This window comes from Gilliamella sp. ESL0250, from assembly GCF_013345045.1.
GTDB lineage: Bacteria > Pseudomonadota > Gammaproteobacteria > Enterobacterales > Orbaceae > Gilliamella > Gilliamella apicola_H.
Genome location: NZ_JAAEDV010000009.1, coordinates 108,965 through 131,710, shown reverse-complemented (window position 1 = coordinate 131,710; position 22,746 = coordinate 108,965). Strand labels below are relative to the sequence as shown.

Here is a 22,746-nt window from a genome sequence, read left to right as displayed (position 1 = left end):
TATCTAGGGGCTATATCACATTCAGTAATAGCGCAAGCAAATGCCAGACGTTGCAAATCAAAATGTCGGGCGGTGAACAAAAAAGTGATGTCGAGCATATTGAGCCGTACGGGTTCACATCAAGACCGTTGGACGGAGCAGAAGCGGTAGCGCTATTTTTAGACGGCGATAAATCGCATGGTGTGATTCTTGCTGCTGGGGATCGTCGCTACCGTATTAAGTCGCTTAAAAAAGGTGAAGTTGCTATTTACACAGACGAAGGCGATTACATTATTTTTAATCGCAATAATGAAATCAATGTAAAAACAAAAAAATTTATTGTGAATGCTGGTGATGCCATAGAGCTAAATACTAAAAACTTTTTAGTTAACGCATCATCAGCAACACAATTTAATACACCATTATTAAAAGTGACTGGGGAAATAGAAGATAAAATCAGTACTATTTCAAACATCAGAACTATTTATAATGGTCATACGCATAACGAAACAAACTCGGTCACACAAACTCCTAATCAATTATTAGAATAATTCTCACTTCATTACATAAACCGTCATTAGACGGTTTTTTTATGGCTAAAACAAAATGATATTAACAGTAAATGGTAGAAATACTTATCCCACTAATATTCAAAATAAGTTATATCGTGCGCTAATAATTTCGCTATTCACATGGCGACGAAAAAACACCAGTGACGATTCAGATCATCCGTACGGTTGGTGGGGTGATTCATACCCTAGTATAGCAAATGACAAAATTGGGTCACGCCTTTATTTATTGGCTCGCTCAAAATTAACTAATCAAACAGCTAACTTTGCAAAAATTTACATAAAAGAAGCGGTGCAATGGATGCTTGATGATGGGCTGGCATCACGTATTGATGTTTCAGTAAAGCGAACCGATTTAACCGTTTTAGTTGCTACTATCAATATTTACAAAAAAGATGGTAGCAATGAAGAATTTAGGTTTGACAACTTATGGAGTGATATTAATGTCTAGTGGATTTTCAAGACCAACATTACCGGATTTAATCACAACTATACGTAATGATTTATATGCGCGCCTAGCTGTCGATGATGAATTAATTTCATTAAGACGTAATGACCCGGAAGTATACGGGCGAGTTATAGCTGGAGCCACACATGTGTTATTGGGCTATATTGAAAATATGGCCAAAAATATTTTACCTGATCAGGCCGATGAAGATTGGTTAACTCGGCATGGAAATATGAAGCGTTGCTATAGAAAACAACCTACACCTGCCGCTGGTTATATTCGATTTGATGAAGTGGCTGATGGCATTGTTATCAATAAAGATCAAAAAGTCAGGCGTCAAGTTGATCAGCGCATGTATACAGTTACCCAAACAACCACATCAGCAAATAATGTTTTAAGAGCACCTGTAGTATGTGACGAGGTAGGTAAAAAAGGGAATTGTGATGATGGCACCAGTATGTCACTGATCACCCCTGTTACTGGTCTATCATCAACTTGTTTTGCTGATTCTATTGAGTCAGGTGCTGATGTCGAGGATTTAGAATCTTTTAGGAAACGAGTTATCGATAGATGGTATTACACACCTCAAAGCGGAGCCGATCAAGATTATGTACAGTGGGCAAAAGAGGTTCACGGTGTTACACGAGCTTGGTGTTATCGTCATTGGGCTGGGGCGGGTAGCGTTGGCGTGATGGTTGCAAATAGTGATCCGGTTAATCCCGTTTTAGACAATACCACAATTCAACATGTCAAAAAACATATTGATCCACTGGCACCGGTTGCTGGCTCTATGCTGATAGTGTTTTCACCAACACCCAAACCTATTAATTTTAAAATTATGGTCACACCTGATAACCCAAAAATTCGTTATCAAATAGAAGCCGAGTTAAAAGAATTTTTGTTACGCGAAGGGAGACCACAATCAACACTATTTAGATCACGTATTAGCGAAGTGATTAGTTCATCATTTGGCGAGTATGCCCATGAATTAGTTTACCCCGATAAAGATATTTTTGTAGAAAAAAATCAGGTAGCGGTCTTCGGGGGTATTGAATGGATTTAGAAAAACAATACCGAAGCATGGTAGGGCACTTATTGCCCTACGGTCCAGCATGGGATAAATCAGAGCCAATCCTTTTATCGTTAGCATTAACACTATCCAAAACTCACGTTCGATTAGATGATTTAATGCAAGAAATCAATCCCAAAACGACGACAGAGCTGATAGATAGATATGAGCAAATTTGCGGATTAGCGGATAGCTGTTATCCATCGGATGTTCAAACGTTAACGACTCGGCGCAACCGTTTAGATTCTAAGATAAATTTGGTCGGTGGCATAAGTAAAGAATTTTTTCTACAAGTTTTAAAAGCCAACGGCTATTTAGACGCCACGATTACAAACTATAACAATGATGTTTTTACCTGTGAATCAACATGCCAAGACTATTTATATGATGAAGATTGGCGTTTTTATTGGATTGTAAACATACCTCACAATTATCAAATAACAGAAATGTCCTGTAACGACGGGTGCGATTCGCATTTGAGAACGTGGGGTGATAAGCAAATCGAATGCATAATTGAAAAATTATGCCCATCACATACTTATGTAATTTTTAAATACGGAGCAATCAATGCATAGAATTGACACATCTACTGCCCAAAGAGATAAGTTTGGTCAAGGGAAAAATGGCTTTACTCGCGGTAATCCACAAACTGGCACACCAGCAACGCAATTAGATTATCTTTATTGTGATGCTATTCAAGAAGAAATTGCCAACGCGATTGAGTTAGCTGGCATTAAACTGGATAAATCAAAGCATGACCAACTCGCTACAGCCATTAAAGAATTTGTCAAAAAAGGTAGCATAAAACTTAACTCATCAACTGATAGTACATCAGAAACCGAAGCAGCAACACCGCTGGCTGTGAAAAAAGTGAATGATCAGGCTGTTACAGCGTACGACAGAGCAAATATAGCAAACGCAAATGCAATTTCAGCTAACAGTAATGCTAATAATGCACACAAAAATATTGAAACTCTCGGCGGTAGAATATCAAACATTGAACATAAATTTGTGCCAACTTCTACAGAGTCACGAGTGTACTCAAACGATAAAAAAACATATTTATTAGTGCGCGATGACGGTATTGTCGCCATGTATAATACAGAAAAAAATAAAATGATATGGGGATTTGATGCAAATGGAGAGCTCGGGGTAGGCACAATTCATTCAAGTCACATCATCGGTTTGTCTGAGCATGTGACAAACATGTTTAGCCAGTCATTCGGGCAGTACGGATACACTAAGATGCCGAACGGATTAATTACACAGTGGGGTATAGCGAACAGTCTCGGAGCAGATGGAAAAAATGGTACATTACAGTCGTTTTTTATTGCATTTCCGAATGCGTGTTTTTCAGTAGTCACGAGCGATATCGGTAACGGCGTTAACCCAACCGCTGCTGCGCCGGTGTCAAATTCGCAATTTAGATGTTGGGGAAAAACTCCAATAAACGGCGCCCCTTACTCAAATACATCAATGTTTTACATAGCGATAGGATTTTAAATATGAAACATTTTTATAATCACACAACCCAATCATTTTATATAGATGAAATTAATCATGAAATACCAGCTGATTCTATTGAAATCACAGCTGAACAACATAATGAATTGTATTCAGCAATAAATGCTGGCTGCATTATATTTGATGATTTAATGTACTCTGATCCGAAACCTTCTCCTTTTCATAAATGGAACAAGAAAAATAAGAAATGGATTTTAGATGAAGATGCAAAAAATGATAATATCATCAAAAACAATCAAAACTTAAAAAACTCATTAATCAATGAAGCTAATGAAAAAATATCGTTACTTCAAGATATCATTGATTTAGATATGCAAGATGCGGATGAAGAAGCACAGTTAAAAGCGTGGAAAAAATATCGAATCTTGTTAACGCGTGTTGATGCGTCTGATATCAACGCTGTATTTCCAGCAAAACCTGAATAATCAAATTTGACGCTGTGGCATATTTGTGTCAACACCATGCTTTATATGAATTTAAGCTACTTTATATTGCGTCACAATTAAATATCACAAGAGGTGCAACGCTTTGTTTTTAAATAAAATTACTTTTTAGCGTCCTGCCTGTCCGCAGGGGGTCGCGGGTTCGAGCCCCGTCCGTTCCGCCAATTCATTAAGAATATCAATTGATTAAAGCACTCCGCGAAAGTGCTTTTTTTATTGTAATACTCTTTGTGTCAAATTTGTGGCACTTTCTGATAGCGCATTTTCCGAAGCTACTAGTAAATGCCTAGAAGATAAGTGGGCATATCTTCTAACTGTATCAGCTTTACTCCACGCCCCTAAATCTTGTAGTGCGTGTGGATGAGTGCCATTCATTGAGTATCTGCTTGCCCAAACATGCCTTAAATCGTGAAATCTAAGATGGGATAGACCAGCTCTTTTACGAGCGTTTCTCCATACTTTTGAATTAGCACGCTTTATTGGATTACCGTTGTAAGTAAAAACATTGGTTGGGTGTTTGCCTTGCAAATTTTCTAAAACATACAATGCAACGCTGTTTAATGGAATACCAATACCTTTGGCCTTTACTTTCCCACTACCGATGTTAACCCATGCATGACGATTTTTAATATCAACATTTTCCCACAAAAGACCTGTGATATTACTCATTCTTAAACCTGTTGCTAGTGCAAAAAGAACAATAGGTATTAAATGATCAGGTAATTCATCAATAAGCCTTTTTTCCTGATTCGGTGTTAGCATAACTTGTCTTGGTGGTGGTTCTGGTAACATTTTTATAGCGGGTACTTTATCAAGCATATCATTCTCATATGCGCAATTAAGTACGCCTCTAATTTGTTGTAGTACACCGTTAACAGTTCTGTTTTTTACGCCTGTTTCCTGTTTTTCTTTTTTGATAAAGTTTATTAAATTGCGATCAATTTCAGAAATTGGCCGCAGCGTATCCGTCCGGTTATTTACCGGATCTCCGCGGTGAATTTATACGCGGTTGGGATAATGGACGAGAGGTGCTGATCCCGGGCGCGGCATATTGAGCTGGCAACAAGACGCAATTCGCAATATCTATGGTTTGGCAGGATATCTAACATTTGGTGGAGTGTCTCCCTCTAATGGTGCGTTCCATGAGGAACGAATTAACGGGAACGCGAACGGTAGCAGCGGGTATTATGCAAGAAATTTATATTTCGACGCGTCACGCGTTGTTCCGGTTTCGCATGATAACCACCCACGAAACGTCGCATTTATGTATATAGTTAAAGCAGAATAATTTTAGGAGATTTACAATGAAATACCAATTACAACCAGAAACAGCAATCTTAGACAATGATGGATTAACCATAAAAGCGGGATGGGCAGTGATTTATAATGTTGATTCCAACGGAGAGTATTTGGGCGCTACGTATCAGCATTTGCCGATTGGTGTTGGTGTACCGGCTAACTCGTATTTAGATGCGCCGAAGCCAGTTAAAGACGATAAAGCAATTGTTAGAGTTGGCGACAAGTGGACATATCCGGCTGACCACCGCGGTAAAAAAATCTATTCAACTGCAACAGGCGCAGAATCAACAGTAACAGAAATCGGTGATATTCCAGCAAATTGCACGTTATTAAAACCAAATTCTGAGTTTGATGCGTGGGATGGAGAAAAGTGGGTATTGGATGAAAACAAACTATGTTATAACTATAAGAAATTTAAAGATTAATTGGTAGAATAAAAAAAGCGCCATATTCTCTATCTTATTTTCAATATTAATTTAATAAAAACAATGTGTTATAAAGCCATTGTTATTTTAAGAATAATTAAAAAAGTTGGTAGAAATTTAAACTAAAATATTTTAATTATAAAACAAAATGTTATAATTGGTCTGTTCCCTATGCACATAGGGATAAACCGCGGTTTATTAACTGCCGGGAGCGCGCTCCCACTCTGTTCCCTATGCACATAGGGATAAACCGCACGAATGATGTTGAGGCAACTTCTTTGGGATAAATATTTAGAGTATAAAGAATGGAATGGCAACACATTTTCAAACAAAAAAATGAAGGGGGTAAATGTTTTTTTAATTCGACGGGGGGCAAGTAGCCTAACGAAGAATGTAATCGTTTCTGATTATACCAATAGGCATAAGCCGAAAAATCGCGTTGTAACTCAGCTGTTGAGTTGAAACGTTGGCCTTTTACAAACTCGGTTTTAATTGTTTTAAATGTCGCTTCCGCTACCGCATTGTCATGTTAGGGAATTCGCTATAATTCCCTAACTCGGACTGGTCACTATAGCTATTTTGAACATCTAAGCTGCACATGCCTGAAACCACTACACCCAATCCATTCCACCAACCTAAACAAAAACCTCAATATTAGGCAAAAAATTGTCAGGAAATATATTGATTTCATTTTATTTTTTGATTATTAATAATAAAATAATATTCCAATCTATTAAAGCATTTCATAAAACTTAATTGAAGCCACTCCTAAATAATTTTCGCCCAAAAATCTCCCAAAAAAAGCTAGCCAAGCTTTTTTAAAATGGTTATAATTTCACCGATTATTAAAAACAAGCTTATTTAATAAGCAGATAAATATAAAAAATCGAAATAAAACATAAATTTACTTGACAGGTGAACCATAATGCAGTATCATTTTAGACACCAGACACCAGACACCAGCACTGGCAAACCTACGGCTTAAATTTATCAAATAGACGCATCAGACGAGTTTCTTTTCTTGCCTCGTTTATATTCTCGAAGTTATTTCACAAATCACTATCAAAATTATCCCGAAAAGTCCTGTTGGCATTGTTATTATTGTCATGTTTATGGCATTTGCCGGCATTAGCTGGCCAAAATGGTCGAGGGAATAATCGTAGTGATGCTATAATATTCCCGCCGTCCAGTCCCCCAGCAACTATCTGGTTCGTTACCCCAATGTTGTTTTCAGGAGCTAGAGACAGAGATATCGCTGACATGTGGGACAGGGATTTGGGATTTATCTTTAAAGACAAAGACACCAATCCCGCATCATACGCGCTTAATTTTCCGACTGCGGGGGCAAATGGATTGTATTTTGATTTAGTCATATATGGCTATGTAGATGGATTGACATGGACGCCCGTGACGCATGAAGGAATTACCGCGACAGTGAAACAGATAACAGAAATGGAGCGTTTAGCTCGGAATCGGAATTGGTTTTTAACCAGACATCCATTCTCATTCGTGCGTGTGACGCTAACAGGCCCTGATGCAAGCGCTCAGCGGGGTAATCCCCATCTAAGTCGAATTCCGGTGCCAAGGTTACCGCAAACTTTTGAGTTAGTGGGTAGAGATCCTTATTATGGTGAAGAAGTAATAAAATATGGATTTGTTCTGCAAAAGTGGTTCGTGCATCAAGGAGGCTCACCTTGGTATACTTATTCTGATACTGTCGCTTGGTGTGGGGGGGTAGGTTATCGAGTGCCACAGGTGAAAGAGCTGACTAACGCAGTCTGTGATTTTCATAGATGTGAAGGGGCTGTTGGTGCCACGCCGTCCTCAATAAAAGGTAATTATAGCTCACGTTGGATAGGAGCAGGGTTCTTTACGGAGTGGGGAGAGGTGTTCTATTACCGCGGAGCAAACTTTGACTCTCTCGACTACTGGACGAGCGATTCTCGGGGAGATCGATTTAAATACATGGTACAATCGAATGGTCACATAGATTCCGACTTCGTGCTCGATGTCGACGGGTTTAATGTTCATCGACATAACTCTATTTGCGTTACTCCTTAGTTTTTAGCATTTAGTTTTTAACTCTTAAGGTCGCGGTTGGGTTTATGGTGCTAATTAAGGATAAGTTATCAAATAACCAAGCTCCATCGCAAGGTTGGACTAGGGGAGAACAAAATAGTGCGTTTGCGCTTTTGTAACTAGATAATCAATTTTTAAAGTTTAGCTAGGTTTTAGACGCTCTATCATCTTTTGATGTAGAAAGTAACAACGGTTACCACGTCCGATTTAGCGGATTGACCATCCCCTCGCTCAGGCGAGGGGAAAATTGTGACTATTTGGGCTAGCAAACATGAAAATCTCTAAAATCAGTTATTTCCAACCAATCTACTTCACAAAATATCACTTTATTTTTTGTAAAAACAGTCAGTAATAACGTTGATTTTATTTGATTTTTATAAAAGCAAATTCTTATCCAAAAGCGCTAATTTTTATGATTTCAATGCCTGCACGCTTTGCACTAAATCAGCAAGCTGTGTAACAATTTGAATGCCTGTATTTGCTTCATCGCCACCAAGCGTTTTGTTGCGCATAAAGTCGGCTTTAATTTGTTGCCAGCGTTGAGCTTGCTCTTTGGTTAATACACCACGAATTTCTGCCAATTTTAGTAAATTTTCTTCAGCGCCGTTGGTGAGCAATTGTGCTTCGCCAAGATAGTGATCTTCAATGATTTGATTTAATTCTTCATCATTCATAACCGAAGATACTTTTTCTGCCAGCTTATTCATATTTCGATAACTACCTTGCAATTTAAATGGCGGTTCTGTTCGGTATTTATCGGATTGTGCTGCGCTGACAATGTACTGTTGATTGACTTTAAACACGACTTCACGAATTTTTAATAAATGACGAAGTACAGCAATAATTTCGCTAATTTCAGCTTGGCTATAAGTATAGCTAAGTTCGTTGGTATTAAGCGGTTTTCCTTGCGCATGATCGATTAATCGATAAAGGTCATTAAGATCACGCAGGGCAAGAGGCGAAAGAATAGGATTGGATGTTAAGCAGTTTTCAATATAGCTTGACGCAAACACTTCATCCATGCCCCCAAGCACTTCACCTAAATTATAAATATCGGCACGGTTAGCCAACATATCAGGAATTTTAAAGACTTCGCCCGATTCGGTATAGGGGTTACCCGCCATAATCACACAGAATTTTTTGCCTCGCAGATCATAGGTTTTGGTTTTACCTTTCCAGACCCCTTCAATGCGTCGAGAGCCGTCACAGAGCGAAATAAATTTTTGTAAAAATTCGGGATTGGTATGTTGGATATCATCAAGATAAAGCATAACGTTGTTACCCATTTCAAGTGCTAAGTTAAGCTTTTCAAGTTCTTGGCGAGCTGTTGCATTGGGTGCTTGCTCGGGATCAAACGATAACACGCTATGACCTAATGCCGGTCCATTAATTTTCATAAAAATTAATCCCAGACGATTAGCGATATATTCCATTAAGGTTGTTTTACCATAACCCGGTGGGGATATAAGTAACAGTAATCCCATTAAATCAGTGCGACGACTTTCCCCCACGGTGCCCATTTGTTTTGCTAAGTTATCACCAATAATTGGTAAATAAACTTGGTTAATAAGTTTATTACGCACAAATGAACTTAATGGTTTTGCCTTAAATTCTTCAAGATGTAAAAAGTGGCGTTGTTCTTCTAAAACCTCTTGGCGAAGCATTTGGTAATGTTTAAATTCTGGAATTATTACTCGTGATTGTTTACGCATACGACTGAAGAAGTCATCTAGATTTATCTTTAATACACCTTGTTTGATGCTTGGATGTTCGCCTAATAGATCATTAACTGTAATATCAAGGTCAATTTCGCTAATTGTTGTGGTGATGCCATTTTCTTTATCTAAAATACATAGCATAGCTGCTTCAGCAATATAAGCAGCGAATTTTTGATACTTAGGTAGGGTACATAGTCCTTTAAACCAACTTTCGATTAGGTTCCAACGATCGGCTATCCGTGACATTAGGTTTAATTGTGATTGATTAAAGTCACCCCACATGTGAGACTGCTCTAGTTGTGTTTTTAATCCTTCAAACAATGTCAGGCTATATTTACTTAACGTAAATTGTTGCGGTGTTTCGGCTAATACATAGCTTAAATATTCAGATGCTTGTTTGATGTGGTAATTATCGTGTGGTATTGGATATTTTTGTAGAAATAAACCAAGTTGTTCTGATATTTCTGTACGTAGATTGATTAAGCCTTCTTCATGACCAAACAGTGAATAGATATCCATACAAGTTTTAGCGCGTTCTGGCCATAACTTAGCAATGTCATTTTTTTGGTTATGATGCCAATAAAGCATCGCTAGACTGCGTGCTAATGGGTTATAACGCAGCAAGCCTGCCACTTCGCCAAGTGGAATAAGTTTTAATAATATTTTTACAGCATCATGATCGTGAATGCCTTTTTCATAGCCTTCTCGATATCGTATTGCCGCATAATCGCGTACTGTTTTATTTAATATTTCGGGCTGATTTAATTCGCTAACAAGATCATCATAGCTAAAATCATGTTCTTTTTTTAATGCAGAATTAATTATTGAGTAGGCTAGGTATTCTGCCCGGTAAACCGTTGGGGATTCTGATTCTAATGACATTGTCCAAAACGGTTTGTAGCTTTCTAGTTTAGGATGCGCTATTTTTTCTTGATAGTCGGTACCTGTTAATTGTAAATATAAGTGGTTTTCTTTAGGTACAACGGTTAGGTCAAGCTCTTGGGTATTGACACTAAACTTATGCCTTGGACCGAGTTTTATGACATTACCGCCTGATTCAAAAATTTCTGATTTATCACGTAATGCGCGTATTGCTTGATCTTGTGCGCTTTTAAATCGGGATTCGATATCATCAGCTTTAACGTTATCAAATAGTGCTCTTAATTTTTCGACAATTTCACGAATTTTTTGGGCTAAAGGATCTGCAACAAAAAAAGCATTAAGTTCAGTTTGATCTGAAAACTTCGCAGTTCTTCTTGGTATGCTATCTAAAATTCGTTGTGCTGCAGTAAGTAGTGCTTCACTGCGTCTAGTCCTGTCTTCAAGTAGTGCTTGTTTGTGAGTTTCAAAAGATTCTAGTATCTCTTCGCGCTTTGCTAATATATCATTTAAAAACTCTTCGCTTTCGCTAAACTGATTTTCAAGTTCTTCTAATTGAACTAACAGCCTCGAAAGTTCATCATCACATTTTTCAGGTGTTGTTGCGAGCCCTAATGCATTGGCTATACTTTGACTAAATAGTTTAAATTGGGCACCAAATTGGGCAACCATTTCAACACTAGACAGATTTTTCCGTTTTTGATGAATTCTGGCTTTCGTTTGATTAAGTTTGGCATAAACTTCAGCAATTGATTCAATGATTTTTGTTTGCAATGTAACATCATCAAATTTTAATGATGCCATTAATTGGGATAACATATCTAAATCATTAGACATATCATCAGCTATTTTTGTTGGCTCACTAAGTTTTGCGGCAGAGTCTGCTTTAGCAATGTCATGCTCAATATTATCAATTTTTGATATGAATGGCGCTAAGGCTTGTTCACTACCTAAAAATTCCGCAGTGGCTAAAGAAACGATAGATTGGCGTTTTTTTAGTTCATCTTCCATTATTTCAATTTGGTTTAAATCGATATAACGGTAAGTTCTTAATGTGACAAGACTACCTAATTGCATTTTTATGGCATTAAGAGCATCGACATATTCTTGGGTTTCTTTCCAACTATCTGGATATAATTTTGCTAATAGATCTTGTTGATTTGAAATTGCTTCGCGCATAGCGCTATTTGATTGGCGGCGTATACTTTCAACTTTTTCATATTCATCAAGCACTAATTCGCTTGTTTGCGAGATATTACGAAGAATTGGCGCAAACGGTAAATTTTGTTCATCACTTAACCAAAAGTAGCTATCAAAAAGGCGTTTAGTATCTTCACTTAATTTGCTATATAGTTGGGATGATACGGATTGATTGTCAATTTCGCGAGCAATAAAATAGAGATCAGAAATACCACGAACTAGATCAGCATTACCAATTCTACCTAAAAAGCTGTTATTTGTTGGCTGTCTTGCGGCAAATTCATCGCTATAAAATGGTGTTTGCCAAATTTGCATTGGGTGGACGCGAGTGGGTTCATTATTTTCACCCTCGAATACGACCATTCTGCCATCTTCGAACACGGCATAACCTTGACCTAAAATAGGATTATCCAGTTTACGCTCAATCATATTATAATTAAATAATGCTAAGCGACCAGAAGTTGGATCATAAAATATATATAAAACATCTTCACCATTAGGTGAACGTCTGATACGCCTAAAACGCATTCCCGACATTGACTGATCAAATGTTTTGTATTCGCCATTTTGTAAATAATAACCACCAGGAAAAATAATGCCATGATCTTCTGGAAGTTGGATACAAGCTTGACCTATAAAATCAATTCTTTGTACTTTTTGTGTTAGTATATTATAGACTAAATAACGCCAATTATCTTCACGATAAGGTAATACCTTTAATAGAATTAAAGATCCTACTTTCGCGTACTCTATTTTAGCATCATTGATGGATTGATTTTTATCGATAACATCTTCGCGGTAAATGCCAAGACCATCGTTGGTGTTATTTTCACATTTTATGGTTAAATCACCGCCAATGGTTTCAACAAAAACAGTATCTAACACATTTACATGCGGGAATCGACCATTAACGATATTTTCACGAGTGGTCTCTTGCCATTCAAAATCGTAAGCGGGCGGAAGTGCAATATCACGCTCTCCACGATTATCAATATAATTAATGTTTTTTTTATCGTTTGATATAGACCATCGAAAAACACGAATATCGCTAACACGTTCACCAATTTGGAAACTGGCAAGTAGTTTTCCATCACGTTCAACAAGTTGTAATAACTGTGCATTTTTATAATATGTATATAGTTCATTAAAGTCTTGAACAAACCGATCAATATTTAAAAAGGTGTTAGAAATATCAACTAGATCCGCTTCGTAATTACCATCACGCTCGATCAATTGGTAAAGTGAAAACACATCTTCTATTTTGGTCTCTTTTTTTAACCCCATAAAGACGTTATATCCAAATAATAACCAATCGCCAAAACGTACAATGTCTCGTGCAATACAATTATTTTCAGTTCTTATCCGAATACGGCTAATAATTGACATGTCACTTTTGCCAAATTCAGCAAGCCTTTCTTGGTTTAGTGTCTCTGTTTTTTGGTTAAGTTCTTGTCCGAGTGATGTTAAACGTTTGCGAAGAATTTCATAAGCGCCACCTTCAGCAACGGCGTTATCAAGTATTGTTTGTTGTTGATTTTCTTGTTCTATTTCAGCCATTTTTAACTCGTTGATCATTATACAGAAAGGTTATTGTCTTTAGTCGGTCTGTACAACCAACTAAAGACAGTTGATAGTGATAATTAGAATTAAGAATTATCTAGAAGTATAAGATTTTTAACTATCACTTTCTTGGTTACTATCGGATGGTAAAAATTGCTTAGCTAAGGCTTTTAAATCTGCATTTTTCAACGCATCTTGTAAATCGATATTTTTGTTACCGGATAATCGTGATAATACTGACTGTAAGGCAGATTGCAGAACTGGGCTTTGATTAACTGTTCCTTCAATAGCTTTACCCACACTAATTGCTTTAGAGAAGCTATTAAAGAAGTTATCATTACCACCAACGATTTCAATATTTGCTTTACTAAATGCTGCTGCAAGAACATTTGCTTGTTCGCGTGCAATGTCTTTATTGGCAGCAATAGCAGCCATAGCTTGTTCAAATCCTTTTTCAAGTGCTAAACGGAACTCTTCGTGGTTTTTCGATTGTTCATTCATTGTGCCCATTGCTTGGAATTTTTCAACTAAACCATTTGCTTCTGCGGTTAAGCGTTCACGAATAACCAATGCTTCAGCAAGACCTTGTTCCTTAGTTGCTGCTGCTTTAGCAAAACCAATTCGTTCATCGCCTCGAGCTTGAGCCGATAGTTTTTCTTCAAGTACTTTAGCTTCAGTTAGACCTTGTTTTTCAGTCGCTATTGCTTTTGCTTCAATAACTTTAGCTTCTGATAAGCCTTTTTCTTGATTACCTCTCGCTTCGGCAAGTAAGGTTTCAGCTGTAATATTGGCTTTGACTAATCCTTCTTTTTCTTCTGCTTCGGCTCGTGCTTTACGAACTTTAGCTTCAGCTAAACCAATGGCTGCTTCTTCGGCTTCAATACCTTGTGCTAATTGTTTTTTAGCTTCTGCCTGTTTAGCTGCGGCTTCGAGTTCAGCTTGAGCCATGGTACTAATTTCAATGGCACGGTGTTTTGATGCTTGTTCATCTGCTTCAGCTTGTTTGACTTGTTTAACGAGTTCTTGTTCGGCTCTTGCCTCAGCTTCAATAATTGTGGTTTGTTTTTCACGATCTGCTCTTGAAACTTCACGTACTTCTTTGATGTTTTCTTCTTCGACTGCAACGGTTTTTTCAACAGCAACACGTTCTCGAATGACATTGGCAATAAGTTTTTTTTCTTCTTCAAGTACTTTATCTTTTTCAATTCGTTGTAGTTCAACTTCACGTTCACGAGCAACGATTTCAAGAGAACGAGCTCTTTCAACACGCTCTTCTTCAATAGCAATAGCTCGTAGGCGATTTTGTTGTGCAACTTCTACTTCACGCAGGCGATTTTCTTCACGTACTTCGATTTCTTGTTGAGACTGGATTCTTGCTTGTTCTGCTTTTAAGCGCTCTTCTTCTTGTACTTTTAATGTTTCAGCAGCTTCGCGAGCACGAATTGTTTCGATTTCGCGTTTTTGGCGTGCTTCAGCATCGGCTTGCTGACGTTCAAGCTCCAATTTTGCTTCAATGGTTTCGGTATCTTTTTTCTTTAATGCTAATTCAAGATCTCGTTCACGTTTGTTTGTTTCATCTTTATGAACAGCAGTAATTGACGTGATTTTATTGATCCCTTCCGCATCAAAAATATTATCTGGATCAAGCGATTTTATTGGTGTTTGTTCTAAATAATCGATGGCAACATCTTCTAACGCATAACCATTAAGATCTTTACCGATAACGTCAATAATACGTTCACGGAAGTTCATGCGATCCTCAAACAACTTTGATAATTCAAATTGTTTACCTACAGTTTTCAGGGCTTCTGAAAATTTCGCACTAAAGAGCGAACTAACTGCTTTTTGATCTGATGCTCTATCTACACCAATTGATTTGGCTACTTTTAATACATCTTCAGTGGTTTCGTTCACTCGAAGATAAAAAGCAACACAGATATCTGCACGTAAATTATCTTTACAGATTAAACCATCTTTTCCTCGACGTTCTACATCAAAAGTAATTAATGAAATTTTCATAAATTCTTTTTTGTAGATAACTGGGTAAACTAAAGCACCTGTAAAGTGTACTTTGGGTTTTGAGGTCATATCATTAACGATAAGTGCTGTACCTTGAGGAACTTTAATATAAAAAGCTTTAAATAATAAGAAAAATCCCATTATAATTAAATAAATAATTCCTACTGTTACAAGAAAAAATATTACTGTATCTGTATTTATATGCATAATTTACTTTTCTCCAAAAAATGAAATCTGACTATCCGTTAAATTCTTCAATGCTAATAATTTCGTAACAATTATTGGTTGTATCATATCTTAGTAGTATTGCTTTATCTCCACGTTTAAATTGATATGTTTCATCACATCTAACTTGTAAAATCAATCCTGCCCCACCATCTTCATAAGTTGCTTCTCCTTTGATTTTATTTACAGTGCTGGAACGTATTTCAACAATTTGTCCTAATAATGATTTATGATCATTGGTTGCACTTAGTTTTTTGAATAAAGGGCGAATTGGTTTTATAACGAATGCAGTAAGGTAAATTGAAATGGTTAGGGCAATAATAAAAATAAATAATCCGACTAGGTAATAGTACAAAATAAAATCATATAAAGGTAAAATCAACAAGCGAAAACCAAAATAACTTGTGGACCATCCGAATAATGAAATTAAGGTGATAACAAGTGTCAGTGGCACATCATTAAGACCAAATTTTAATAATAAACCACCTAATGTTGATGAGGGGACATCGGTTGTGATATCGTCTAGGTTAATTGCAATATCCAAACAATCAATACTTAAAATACCGATTGCAGCAATTAACCAATACATAACACAAAGTGTTAATAAGGCGCTAAAAATAACAACCGGAAAGGAAAAGAATATTCCCCAAAAAAGCTCCATTATATTTCCTTTATACTCATATTTTTTTAAACAGTTATCATAAATAGCTAGCTATTATTATAATTTTATTCGGTTATTTTAACTTAAAAAAATAAAACTTAAAAATCAATTCGCTTGTTTTTCCTTTAATCTGGCTAAAATTGTCGCGGCATTTTGATTGCTCGATTTTATACCTGCCTCCTCAAGTTTACGATCAAGTGAATCTTGATTTTCAGATACCGATAATTCTTTTTTTGCTTCGATCGTTGCAGCCGTTTGTTCTTGACGTTTTTTAATTCGCTCTAAAGAATCCAAAGCTGTTTGTAATTTTGTTGTTGAATTACCATAACGTTGAGCAATAGCTGATTGGGCTTTTTGCACACTCTCTGTGGCTTTTACAATATCGACTTGTTGTTTAAGATTACGAATGTTAATTTCTGTTTGTGATATTGTTTGACGTAGATTTTTTACATTTTCAGCAAAATATATTGCTTGTGTTTTATGAACTTTGTGTTCGTTTTCAAGAACTGAAAGCTTTTCAGCCACTTCTAAAGCTAACTTTTCATTATTGTTTTCTAATGCTTTGATGGCATAATTTTCATACTCAGTGATTTCAGCTTGAATTTTTTCAACTTCTTTTTCTGCTAATTTTTGTTGAGCAAGTATGTTTGCTAATGATTCTTTAGCTTGTTTTAATTCAACATCTGCATCGCGAATTTCTTGGTCTAATATACGCAGCGCTTGTGCATCGATAATTGTTTCGCCTGCTTCATTGACACCACCACGAAGTGCTGTAACTAGTTTTTTGAAGATAGCCATTGTTAATCTCCTTGTTATTTATTTTAATTCAATTTGTTAATGTTAATATGTTGTTCATAAGCTTCGGTAGCTTTAATGACATTATCCGATAAAGTTTCTAATTCATAAATGATATCGTTTAGTAATGAAGATGCACTCAACGCCCCATACATAATATAATTTAATGAGCCATCGCCTGTTTTTTCAATCGCAATGGTGGATAATGGAAATAGTTTTCGAGTATATAATATCTCTTCATTAAATTGAGTCGGTTGTTTGACAATATCAACAGGCCAAAGTAGGGCTTCAACGATAATTTGTTGATTAGAAACACTTAAAAATAATGGTAGATCACCATATTCATGCATAACGATATGCAAACAAGCATCAATACCATCGATAACTTCAATGCTAGCAAAACCTTGTTTAGCTAATTGTGAATCATGTAAAGCTTGATAAAGATCTGTAATTGACCAAACTTCATTTTTTTTCATTTTATTGTTTTCCTGTTTATTGTTAAAGCATGTGTTACTGACTAGACGAAACTGTTTTTCAATTTCGAGTAATTTCGTTGCATTTTCAGGTAAAATCCAAACTTCTTTTTTTATTAGACCTTGTTCACGCAAGCGTTGCCTATATTGTTGTTGATAAAATGCAGAGCTTTTGGTCTCTTTTGTTTTTTTCATGGATTTTTTGTTTAATTTAATCATTAATGTGGTTTATATTAACACAAAATTATTACATGTAAATATTACATGTAATAATTTTGTTGTTTGTATCAAATAAATTTGTAAGCATTATAAAACTTGATTTTGATAAAAAATTAAACGGCATGAGATGTTTAAAAATGGATATTACTTACTATACAGATTTGTCAAAGTGTTGGAGAAAGGAATTTTTGTTGCAGGGTCTCGTTAGCTTTACAACAATAAGCAATCTTATCAAATTAAGTTGATAGAAGTCGATTTTTTATGTAAAAGTTTACATTCTTTTCTTACAGATTATCTCGATTTAGACGATATCAAGTACACTAAAGCCTATGATCATTAAACGAATGGGATTGGTGTACGATTCTATAAAACGATGAAAAGCGAACATAATGACACCATTTTTATAGGGGGGAATTCATACCGAACTGATCCCCAGCAAAATATTGGATTGTGCTCACTTCTATAAATTGTTCATTTTGGTAATATCATTATTCATATTTGTTTGGTGATATTCGACCATTGGTAGAATATCACCAAACTTGATTATAATAGATTTCGATATATTCAGATAGAACTATACGGCTAGCTCCCGTATTTAGTAATAGCAGTCATGAATAATATGTTTTTTTGTGTGTGAAAAAACGTTAATCTACCATATTATTCCAATAATATTCATAATTTTCCTAAGTCTGTACTGTAACAATAATCTCTTAAAATCGATATTCCAATATTTGCTACTACGACCTCTGTGAAGTACAGTATTCGACGCAAAATTTTTTGGCTATAATATGGCCCTCCTATAATTTTTATTTATATCATAGTGGTTGTCTTTGTCCGCTTTTGGTCGAGGATCATTCGCAAGATTTATTAGGTTATTTCATTTTAAAGAGGTTCAACAAAAGGTAACAATTGATCTTATTCAAGATCATTTTTTGATATACCGTTATTAAATTCCGAAAAGAAGGCTGGCAAGTAGAAGTTTCAGGGTTTAATAAAGCTGATAATACAATTGTAAATAATTAAGAAACCAGCAAATATTTGTCAAGAAGCTTCGTGAAATTTGCTCGTTTCAGTATAAAACCTCGGTGGCGTTTACAAATTAAAAAATTTTAATTGATAAAATGTAAGTTTACCTAAATCCCTTTTTTAACAAGTTTTTAGCGGCAAGATAAAGCATGTTTAGCTAACATAATTTATTCTTCAAACAAATATTTTAACCAAAAAAAGGTTAAATTTTAATTCAAAATGGTTTATACTTTAGCCTTATGATCGTTGTTTATACTAAAAGTAATAATTATATGAAAATAAACAAATGACATAAATTAAAAAGAGTATGTATTGATTTTAAATGGAATAGTCGAACAATATGGCAAGTAAATTAAATCACTTTCTTGATCAGTTAGTTCAATGATTGGGTAGTATTAGCTTAATATTGGCCATTGAGAGCGATGCGTTGCTAGCCTAGCGTTGTTGCATTATTTATTAGTATAGGCAAATCCCTCTAAATCGATATGAAGTAAGTTGAATTTAGTTTTTTAGATCTAAATTACTTTTAGCGTCAAAAGATAATACATTAAAAATTATAGATTCTTTTGTCTAAGAGCAAATAAAGTATATTTCATCTAAATGCTAACAATTGAACTTATTACAAATTTCATTTCCTTTAATTATTATAATTCTTATTTTTCATACTAAAATAAGATTATCTTTGTTGATTATCTATATGCTTAATGATTAATTTTATATTAATGAAAATAACATTGGCATTTGATAATAGGGATAACAAATTGTGAACTAGCAATGTATTTCGGTTCAGAATTAGGCAAAAGTTAATTAGTAGTAATAGTTTATTAATTTACTTAATTATCCTCACTAATTGCTTATAGATATAAAAAATAAAGCCTTGAGCTTTATTAAACGATTTTCAGAGCTCAATCTATAAAGAATAGGAAAAGTTATTTAATTCGCTTATAAATGGATTCATTCAGAATAAAAATATTATAAAAGGTCAATTATAAATGAACATACTTTTAAAATTCAGACAAAAATACTATCGGTACTTTATGTTGATACTTTTTTTCATCTGTAGCGTTACTTCTAGCAAGTTAGTATTTGCTCAAGATGCGATATGTGCAGAAGTAAAAATAGTTATAGAACAAAAATTATCATTTGAACGACAAGCATTTGATGCACGAATGATAATTAATAATGGTCTAGAGGATTCGATACTAAAAAATATACGTATAGAATTGCTTTTTACTGATAGAAATAATCAACAAGTAGTGACAACTCAAAATGCTAATGATAACGATGCAAAGTTTTTTTATCGCATTAACTCATTATCTGGCGTCAATAGTATTAATGGTGATGGTGAGATAAAGGCAAAAACTAAAGCTGAAGCTCATTGGTTAATTATTCCTGCATATGGTGCGGCTGAATCTGATAATACATTATATTATATTGGTGCTAAAGTTACTTATACATTGAATGGACAAGAAATAAGCGTAGAAGTGCCACCTGATTATGTTGTAATTAAACCTCAGCCGTTATTAACATTAGATTATTTTATACCAAGCGAAGTTTATGGGGATGATCCCTTTACTCCTGAAATTGAACCATCTATTCCTTTTACATTAGGTGTACGTGTTAAGAATGAAGGTCACGGTACTTCTTATAAAACAGTCATTGATTCTGCCCAACCTAAAATTGTTGAAAATAAACAAAATTTATTGATTGACTTCAGTATTTTAGGTAGCTATTTGGGAGATCATGCGGTCAACAAAAGTTTATTATTAGATTTCGGTGATATTGCTGGGCACACATCTAAAGTCGGACGTTGGGATATGATGACTAGCTTGCATGGTAAATTTGTGGAATTTGATGCAACTTTTACCCATGCTGATACGCTAGGTGGCTCAGTAACATCTTTATTAAAAACAGTAAATACGCATACCTTGATTCATAATGTAAGAGTAGATTTACCCGATAGAGATAATATTACAGACTTTTTAGCATTAGATGGTGATGTAATTCGTGTATATGAATCCGAAGGGTTCAACACAGATCTATCAGATCAATCACTTAATGCCACACTCACTACAGTTGGTAAAGAAACAAAACTCGTTTTTCCAAAAACGGAAGGGCAAGTTTATGTAAAAATAGCTGATCCAAGCTTAGGCAATCAAAAGATGAATAGGGTAATTCGTTCTGATGGCAAGGTATTACCTGCAGAAAATATTTGGCAATCCAAAATTCGTAACGATGATTTATCTTGGTCTTATTATATTAATTTATTTGATACTAATAGTACAGGAAGTTATACCCTATATGAGAGTGATACAAACGAAACAAAAGCAATAGTAGGCACGTTTTTAGTAACAAAAGGTGCCAAATATTCACTTAATGAATTATTACCAGAAAACTATTATTTTGAAGCCAATAAGTCTTATATGATCGAATTTATTGGTAACATAGCTTCTCGTATTTGCGCAGGGAAAAATAATTTTGATCAAAATACTAAAAAATGTAAAACGGGTTTAAATAGGAATTATACTTTTAATAAAGATGCTTTTAAAACAGATATTTTTATCCCTTCTAAGTCAGGCATCCTTCATGGAGATAGTCACGTCACAGGAAGTATCTATCTACTTGCCAAACAAACAGAAACGATAAAAGTGATCGTTGTGCCTCTTGATATGGAAAATTCATTAACCAATACTACATCAGTTATAAAAGGTTTTCGATATTCGTTGAATGAATTATTACCTAAAAATTACAATTTCCAAGCGGATAAGCCTTATTTGGTTAAGTTTTCTGGCGTTGCAATGACTAGTCGTTATTGTCCAGGAAAAGCAAATTTTGATTTGGAAAGTAAGGTTTGTAAAGCAGGGGTAAGTAGAGATTATAGTTTTAAATCCGATATATTTATTCCGTTTAAATCAGGTATTCTTGGGAAGAATAATGAATTTACAGGTAATTTCTATATGTCTGCTACTAAGGATGGAGATATCAAAGTATATGTAACACCATTATAAAAATTGTTTGACCATCCCTATCAATCTTAACCTATATAAGTAAAACATTACTTATATAGGTTAACTCTGACTATTGATAGATTAATTATAAAAATGGTCTTCAAGTTTTTAATATTTTTCTTAAATAATTAGTAACTTTATAGGTTGTACTTATGCCGCTTGTTTTATAACAAATACCAAGATTTATGTTTTATCTTAATAATAAATAAAAATTAATTGTATTAAAACTTATTTAAATAACTTGAAAAGAAGTTTAAAAATGTCTGTTTTTTATTCTAATTTGCTATGTAGATTATTATTTTCTTGTATTGTGCTGTCTTTTTGTTGTCAGATTTCTGCAAATGAAATTAATGATTGTCAAGAAGATGTCCAAAATTATAGAGATCTTTTTACTCATTGGCCTATTAACCAACATAAAGAATCATTAGATAAGACGTTTTGGTTAACCATTGAACAGGCGCGTAATTTATCAGATGATGTAGTATGGATAGATGTTAGATCGAATTTATCTAACTTACATAATCAATTAGATATTTTAACTATCCCGTTTAATCATTTAGAAAAAAAGGATTTTCTTTATGATAAAACAGTAGTATTAATTGGAACAGGTTTTGAACAACAAATGATTAATCGAACAATCAATACTCTAAGGCAAAAAGGTTATAAACACCTTTTTGCTTTATTAGGGGGGATTAGAACGTGGGCCAAGCTAAAAAAACAAAATTTGCAGTTATCAAATATAATAACCCCTAAAGAATTTCTATTAGGCGGTAAAACAATTAACTGGCAGATCATTACGATTGGCTTAATGCCACAAGATATTGATACATTACCTGAAAAACCTATTAAAAATTTTAATTTATCAGAAGAATCTAATCTAGCTATAAAACATTTTTTTAAAAATAAAACTATTAACAATGATACCTTTATACAATATGTGTTAATAACCCCTAATGAGCATATCACCCAATTATTAAAACGCACATTAACGATTCCTGAGTCAAGCGAAGTTGTTTGGTTAGAAGGCGGTTTAGCTAGTTATCAACACTATGTGAAGCAACAGGCAAACTTGGTTAATAACGCAGGCAAGAGTTTGTCTAAGCCTTGCAGGATAACGATATAATTTAA

At 34.9% G+C, this 22,746-nt stretch carries 16 protein-coding genes and 1 pseudogene; 10 read left to right on the top strand and 7 right to left on the bottom strand.

The genetic code is table 11. From position 1 onward, the window contains the following. The 6 genes from GYY69_RS08495 to GYY69_RS08470 all read left to right on the top strand — a co-directional run. Positions 1 to 530: phage baseplate assembly protein V (locus GYY69_RS08495; protein ID WP_194240623.1), on the top strand; the 530-nt coding region annotated here is incomplete at its 5' end. A 55-nt stretch (positions 531 to 585) separates the two neighbouring features. Further along, positions 586 to 999 (top strand): phage GP46 family protein, encoded by a 414-nt coding sequence (locus GYY69_RS08490; protein WP_174797282.1) that lies wholly within the window; start codon positions 586 to 588, stop codon positions 997 to 999. Beyond that, positions 992 to 2,059, top strand: coding sequence for a baseplate J/gp47 family protein (locus tag GYY69_RS08485; RefSeq protein WP_202984981.1), 1,068 nt, complete (start codon positions 992 to 994; stop codon positions 2,057 to 2,059). The genes GYY69_RS08490 and GYY69_RS08485 overlap by 8 nt, the downstream gene beginning before the upstream one ends. After that, on the top strand, positions 2,050 to 2,640 hold the full coding sequence (locus GYY69_RS08480; protein WP_174797280.1) for a YmfQ family protein: 591 nt from the start codon (positions 2,050 to 2,052) through the stop codon (positions 2,638 to 2,640). Before GYY69_RS08485 ends, GYY69_RS08480 begins: the two co-directional genes overlap by 10 nt. Beyond that, the gene (locus tag GYY69_RS08475; protein WP_180214691.1) at positions 2,633 to 3,568 is read left to right on the top strand and encodes a gp53-like domain-containing protein; all 936 of its coding nucleotides are present in this window, start codon (positions 2,633 to 2,635) and stop codon (positions 3,566 to 3,568) included. Before GYY69_RS08480 ends, GYY69_RS08475 begins: the two co-directional genes overlap by 8 nt. A 2-nt stretch (positions 3,569 to 3,570) precedes the next feature. Further along, complete coding sequence (locus GYY69_RS08470) at positions 3,571 to 4,014, top strand: tail fiber assembly protein (RefSeq protein WP_174797279.1); 444 nt, start codon at positions 3,571 to 3,573, stop codon at positions 4,012 to 4,014. Between the two features lie 231 nt (positions 4,015 to 4,245). Here the strand turns inward: GYY69_RS08470 and GYY69_RS08465 are convergent, their stop codons facing one another. Then, positions 4,246 to 4,851: a site-specific integrase gene (locus GYY69_RS08465; protein WP_174797278.1), complete on the bottom strand. Its 606-nt coding sequence runs from the start codon at positions 4,849 to 4,851 to the stop codon at positions 4,246 to 4,248. Between the two features lie 485 nt (positions 4,852 to 5,336). On the opposite strand from GYY69_RS08465, the gene GYY69_RS08460 reads away from it, so the two are divergent. After that, complete coding sequence (locus GYY69_RS08460) at positions 5,337 to 5,756, top strand: tail fiber assembly protein (RefSeq protein ID WP_174797277.1); 420 nt, start codon at positions 5,337 to 5,339, stop codon at positions 5,754 to 5,756. 169 nt (positions 5,757 to 5,925) lie between these two features. On the opposite strand, the pseudogene GYY69_RS12870 reads toward GYY69_RS08460, so the two are convergent. Further along, positions 5,926 to 6,270: pseudogene (locus tag GYY69_RS12870) on the bottom strand (IS3 family transposase); the annotation flags it as partial. 572 nt (positions 6,271 to 6,842) lie between these two features. Here GYY69_RS12870 and GYY69_RS08450 point away from each other — a divergent pair. Then, positions 6,843 to 7,817, top strand: a complete 975-nt coding sequence (locus GYY69_RS08450; protein WP_174797276.1) for a hypothetical protein — start codon at positions 6,843 to 6,845, stop codon at positions 7,815 to 7,817. Between the two features lie 428 nt (positions 7,818 to 8,245). Here the strand turns inward: GYY69_RS08450 and GYY69_RS08445 are convergent, their stop codons facing one another. The 5 genes from GYY69_RS08445 to GYY69_RS08425 form a co-directional block, all read right to left on the bottom strand. Then, positions 8,246 to 13,189: a DNA repair ATPase gene (locus GYY69_RS08445; RefSeq protein ID WP_174797275.1), complete on the bottom strand. Its 4,944-nt coding sequence runs from the start codon at positions 13,187 to 13,189 to the stop codon at positions 8,246 to 8,248. A gap of 117 nt (positions 13,190 to 13,306) precedes the next feature. Next, a complete protein-coding gene (locus GYY69_RS08440; protein WP_174797274.1) occupies positions 13,307 to 15,418 on the bottom strand; it encodes a hypothetical protein in 2,112 nt (703 codons plus the stop codon). 31 nt (positions 15,419 to 15,449) lie between these two features. Further along, on the bottom strand, positions 15,450 to 16,097 hold the full coding sequence (locus tag GYY69_RS08435) for a hypothetical protein (protein WP_174797273.1): 648 nt from the start codon (positions 16,095 to 16,097) through the stop codon (positions 15,450 to 15,452). Positions 16,098 to 16,202: 105 nt separating this feature from the next. Next, positions 16,203 to 16,895: a PspA/IM30 family protein gene (locus GYY69_RS08430; RefSeq protein ID WP_174797272.1), complete on the bottom strand. Its 693-nt coding sequence runs from the start codon at positions 16,893 to 16,895 to the stop codon at positions 16,203 to 16,205. Between the two features lie 23 nt (positions 16,896 to 16,918). Continuing rightward, the gene (locus GYY69_RS08425) at positions 16,919 to 17,560 is read right to left on the bottom strand and encodes a YjfI family protein (protein WP_174797271.1); all 642 of its coding nucleotides are present in this window, start codon (positions 17,558 to 17,560) and stop codon (positions 16,919 to 16,921) included. 2,042 nt (positions 17,561 to 19,602) lie between these two features. Here GYY69_RS08425 and GYY69_RS08420 point away from each other — a divergent pair. Further along, the gene (locus GYY69_RS08420) at positions 19,603 to 21,618 is read left to right on the top strand and encodes a hypothetical protein (RefSeq protein ID WP_174797270.1); all 2,016 of its coding nucleotides are present in this window, start codon (positions 19,603 to 19,605) and stop codon (positions 21,616 to 21,618) included. A 259-nt stretch (positions 21,619 to 21,877) separates the two neighbouring features. Continuing rightward, entirely contained in the window at positions 21,878 to 22,741 is an 864-nt protein-coding gene (locus GYY69_RS08415) for a rhodanese-like domain-containing protein (RefSeq protein WP_174797269.1), read from the top strand. Positions 22,742 to 22,746: the final 5 nt, after the last annotated feature.